Source organism: Streptomyces sp. MB09-02B (genome assembly GCF_033794485.1).
Taxonomy (GTDB): Bacteria; Actinomycetota; Actinomycetes; order Streptomycetales; family Streptomycetaceae; genus Streptomyces.
Genome location: NZ_JARGEE010000608.1, coordinates 1 through 4144, shown reverse-complemented (window position 1 = coordinate 4144; position 4144 = coordinate 1). Strand labels below are relative to the sequence as shown.

4 protein-coding genes are annotated in these 4144 nt (G+C 71.4%); 3 read left to right on the top strand and 1 reads right to left on the bottom strand.

Going from position 1 to position 4144, the window contains the following annotated elements:
• Positions 1-592: hypothetical protein (locus tag P1P70_RS41600; RefSeq protein ID WP_319247237.1), on the bottom strand; the 592-nt coding region annotated here is incomplete at its 3' end.
• 126 nt (positions 593-718) lie between these two features.
• Between P1P70_RS41600 and P1P70_RS41595 the strand changes: the two genes are divergently transcribed.
• The 3 genes from P1P70_RS41595 to P1P70_RS41585 all read left to right on the top strand — a co-directional run bounded on the left by P1P70_RS41595 (position 719) and on the right by P1P70_RS41585 (position 4063).
• Complete coding sequence (locus P1P70_RS41595) at positions 719-1705, top strand: N-acetylmuramoyl-L-alanine amidase (protein ID WP_319247235.1); 987 nt, start codon at positions 719-721, stop codon at positions 1703-1705.
• A gap of 393 nt (positions 1706-2098) precedes the next feature.
• Positions 2099-2938 (top strand): hypothetical protein, encoded by an 840-nt coding sequence (locus P1P70_RS41590; RefSeq protein ID WP_319247233.1) that lies wholly within the window; start codon positions 2099-2101, stop codon positions 2936-2938.
• Between the two features lie 114 nt (positions 2939-3052).
• Positions 3053-4063: an LLM class F420-dependent oxidoreductase gene (locus P1P70_RS41585; protein WP_319247231.1), complete on the top strand. Its 1011-nt coding sequence runs from the start codon at positions 3053-3055 to the stop codon at positions 4061-4063.
• The last annotated feature ends 81 nt before the right edge of the window (positions 4064-4144 follow it).

Sequence of the window (4144 nt, the reverse complement as noted above, 5' to 3'; positions counted from 1 at the left end):
GACTCCTCCGGCAGCCGCTGGCGCCGCCGGCGGGGCTGCCGTACATCAGGGGGGCCGGAAGGGGGCCGACGATCGGCGCGACGGGCGGCTGCCAGTCCGTCTCGTCGCCGGTCCCGGACGCCCATGGCTGGAGTTGCCCGGTGGCCAGGCGGCGCCAGCGGCTGCCGGAGGAGTCGGTGAACTCGACGGAACAGAGCAGCGGTGAGGGCGGTGAACCGTTGGCGGAGGTCATGGGGAGATCGACGGTGAGCCGGCCGCCGGCCGGAAGGATCTCGCGGCCGTCGAGGCGTACGCCGTCGTAGTGGACGGCGACCTGGACGAGCGGCTGGTTGCTGGTGTTGACCGCTTCGAGGCGCCACCGCGCGTAGCCGTCCGCGAGCACCGAGGGGCGGCTGCCCATGGTGACGTGCAGCATCGACGACTGGATCAGCTTCTCCCGCTGGTCCGCCTCGCGTTCCCGGTCCTCGATACGTCGTTCTCGCTCGGCCAGCCGGCCGGCCTGACGGACGTTGTGACGGTGCCCGGCGATACTCACGACGAGCGCCGAAGCCCCCACCACGGCCCCGAGAACCGCGATCACCACCTCGATCATCCCCGTACTCTGACCTGCCGACGGCCGACCGGTCCAGCCCGTGCCGCGACGCCGAGGGTGGCACTCCGCGGGAGCGCTCGCAGGGGTGTCCCGCCCGTGCGCCGCCCGACCCGTAAGGTGGCAGGCGTGTCGTACGTAGGCCCGGACTTCGATCCGCCCCAGCCCCGCCGTTCCGCCCTTCGCCGTCCGCTGACCGTGGCGGTGGCCGCGGTCGTCGTGGGAGCGGTGGCCGGATGGGGGGTCTGGCAGGTCACCGGGGGCCCCGGAGGCGGGGACGGCGGATCGGACAGCGCGAAGGTGCCGCAGACGCGGTCGGCGACCACGCCCCCGGCGAGCGGGAAGCCCGGCGCGTCCGCCGACGCGCACAACGGCGAAGGCGGCGGCGAGGACGGCGAGAAGGCGGGCCCCTCGGGCGGGGCCTCCGCGCCCGCCGCGACCGGGCCCCTGAAGGGCAAGGTCGTCGTCATCGACCCGGGTCACAACCCCGGCAACTTCCAGCACACCACCGAGATCAACCGCAAGGTGAACATCGGGACGCACGCGAAGGAGTGCGACACGACGGGGACGACCACCAACGACGGTTACCTGGAAGCCGAGTTCACTCTGGACGTCTCCCGTCGGCTGCGCACGCTCCTCCAACAGCAGGGCGCCACGGTGAAGTTCACGCAGGACGACGACCGGGACTGGGGTCCGTGCATCGACGAGCGGGCACGCATCGGCAACGAGGCGAAGGCGGACGCGGTGGTGTCGATCCACGCGGACGGTTCCGGGTCCGGCAACCGCGGCTTCCACGTCATCCTGCCGGGCTCGGTGAACGAGGGCGCCGCGGACACCCGGCCCATCGTCGCCCCCTCCCGTGACCTCGGCGAGCGCATCGCCGGCTACTTCGTCCGCGCCACCGGCAGCGCCCCCTCCAACTACGTCGGCGACGGCACCGGCCTCGTCACCCGCACCGACCTCGGCGGCCTCAACCTCTCCACGGTCCCGAAGGTGTTCATCGAGTGCGGCAACATGCGCGACAGCAAGGACGCCTCCCTGCTCACCAGCGGCGCCTGGCGGCAGAAGGCGGCCCGCGGAATCTCGGACGGCATCACGAGCTTCCTGAAGAATTGAACAACTTTCCCTTTCGGGGAAACGGATCGGGCTGCGGACGCTAAGGGAAGTGCCACGGAATGACGTGCGCGCGGTCTCAATCTGTCAACGGTTCCCTCCGAGTTCGTCGGGCGCGCGGGGTTACGCGATATCCATGACGGGGCGCCGCTGACCAGCGGTGCCTGGGCGGACAGGAAGCGCGCAGGGGAACCTCTGAGGGAATCGTGGGTTTTCTGCGCGGGTAGGGGGCGGGTAGTGATCACCGCGGTGAACCCGGCGGACACCCACGTCGGTCGGACGATAAGGTCGTCCCTACGATGAGGGGCCACCCCCGCGCTTCCCACCACGGCCTGACGGCGACATGGTGACGGCGACGCCTCCACCGATGACGAGACGACTGACGAAGGACCTGAAGTGAATATCCGCTCCCTCACCAGAGGCGACGGCGTCGTGATCGGAGCAGCGGTATTGCTGTTCATCGCGTCGTTCCTCGACACGTTCGACGGCTCCGGCGACGACATCCCCAATGCCTGGGACAACCTCGGCTTGGTGATGAGCATGTACGTCGGCGGCATCATCGGGGCGGTGCTGATCGTCATCGCCCGTGCGCTGCCGCAGCCGCCCAAGGTCGTCGGTCTCGACCTGGGCCAGCTCGGGGTGGCTCTGACGATCTTCGCCGCGTGGACCTCGTTCTGGTCGATCATCGACCCGCTGGGCGCGATGGAGGAGTTCTTCGGCGGCCTCGGGGGCTCGGAGCCGGAGTCCGGCGCCGGTCTCATCCTCGGTCTCATCGCCGCCCTGCTCCTGGCCGCCGCCGCCATCGCCACCCCCCTCGTCCCCGCTCTCAAGGCCGCTCTCGTCGGTGCTCCGCGGCCGGCCGCGCCGCAGCCGTACGGGGGTCAGCCTCCCGGTGGTTACGGGTACCCGGGTGCCGGGGCCCCGGGTCCGTTCGGTGCGGGTCAGCCGCAGCCCGGGCAGCCGGGTCAGCCGGGTCCGGGGGCGCCGTTCGGTGGCGCTCCCCAGCAGCAGGCTGCGGCGCCGCAGCCGCCGGCCGGTGACTTCTCGCCGTTCTGGTTCGCGGTGCCGGTGGCCCGTCCGCTGTTCGCGGAGGACGGCTCGCAGTCCACGATCGCCGAACTGGCGCCGGGCACCTGGTACCTGGCGGTGGAGCAGCGTGGCGCCAACCTGGTCGCCCAGACGCAGGACGGCCGTCGCGGCGTCCTCCAGGACACCAGCGGCATCCAGCGCGGCTGACCCCGACGCGATCCCCTCGCCGTACGACGGCCCCTCGCTCTTCCGGGCGGGGGGCCGTTGCCGTACAGTCGCCTCCCGCTCCGTACAGCTGACGGACCGTCAGGAGGCAGGCGTATGCGGCTCGGTCTGGCACTCGGTTACTGGGGACGCGGCCCTTCGGCGGACCATGTCCCGCTCGTCCAGGAGGCGGAGCGGCTCGGGTACGACTCGGTGTGGACCGCCGAGTCGTGGGGCTCGGACGCCTTCACGCCGCTCACCTGGATCGCGGCGCGGACGTCGAGGATCAAGCTGGGCACGGCGGTCGCGCAGATGGCCGCCCGGTCGCCGACCACCACCGCGATGCACGCCCTGACCCTGGACCACCTCTCCGGCGGCCGGGCCATGCTCGGGCTCGGGCTCTCCGGGCCGCAGGTCGTCGAGGGCTGGTACGGGCGGCCGTTCCCGAAATCGCCGCTGACCGCGACGAGGGAGTACGTCGACGTCATTCGTCAAGTCCTCAGGCGCGAGGGACCTGTTGAGGTGGACGGGCGTTATCACCCCCTCCCCTACGACGGGCCGGACGGCACCGGCATCGGCAAGGCGCTGAAACCCATCACCCACCCGCTCCGGGCCGATCTCCCCGTCCTGCTCGGCGCGGAGGGGCCGAAGAACATCGCGCAGACGACCCGGATCGCGGACGGCTGGCTGCCGTTGTACTGGTCGCCGTCGCGGACCGATGTCTACGAGGCCTCCCTGACCGACGTGCCCGAGGGCTTCCTCATCGCGCCCATGGCACGGGCGAGGGTCTGCGACGACGTCGCCGAGGGACTGTTGCCCGTGAAGGCCATGCTCGGTTTCTACATCGGCGGGATGGGGCACGCCCGGCGCAACTTCCACGCCGACCTGATGGCCCGCATGGGGTACGAGGAGGAGGCCCGGCGCATCCAGCGGCTCTTCCTCGACGGGCGGCGCGAGGAGGCCGTGCTCGCTGTGCCGGATTCCTTCGCGGACGAGATCTCGCTGGTCGGCCCGCGCGAACGGATCGCGGAACGGCTGGAGTCGTGGCGCAAGGGGCCGGTGACGGACCTGCTGGTGCTGGCGCCCGACCCGCATACGTTGCGGGTGCTGGCGGAGCTCAACTCCTAGGCGACGAGAAGGCGTTCGAGGAGCCTCGAAGGGGCGTCACGAGGGGCGTCACGAGGGGGCGTCGAGGGGGCTCGTGGAGGT

Excerpts from the sequence above, each read along its gene's own strand:
- P1P70_RS41585 (WP_319247231.1), top strand. The coding sequence starts at position 3,053 with ATGCGGCTCGGTCTGGCACTCGGTTACTGGGGACGCGGCCCTTCGGCG.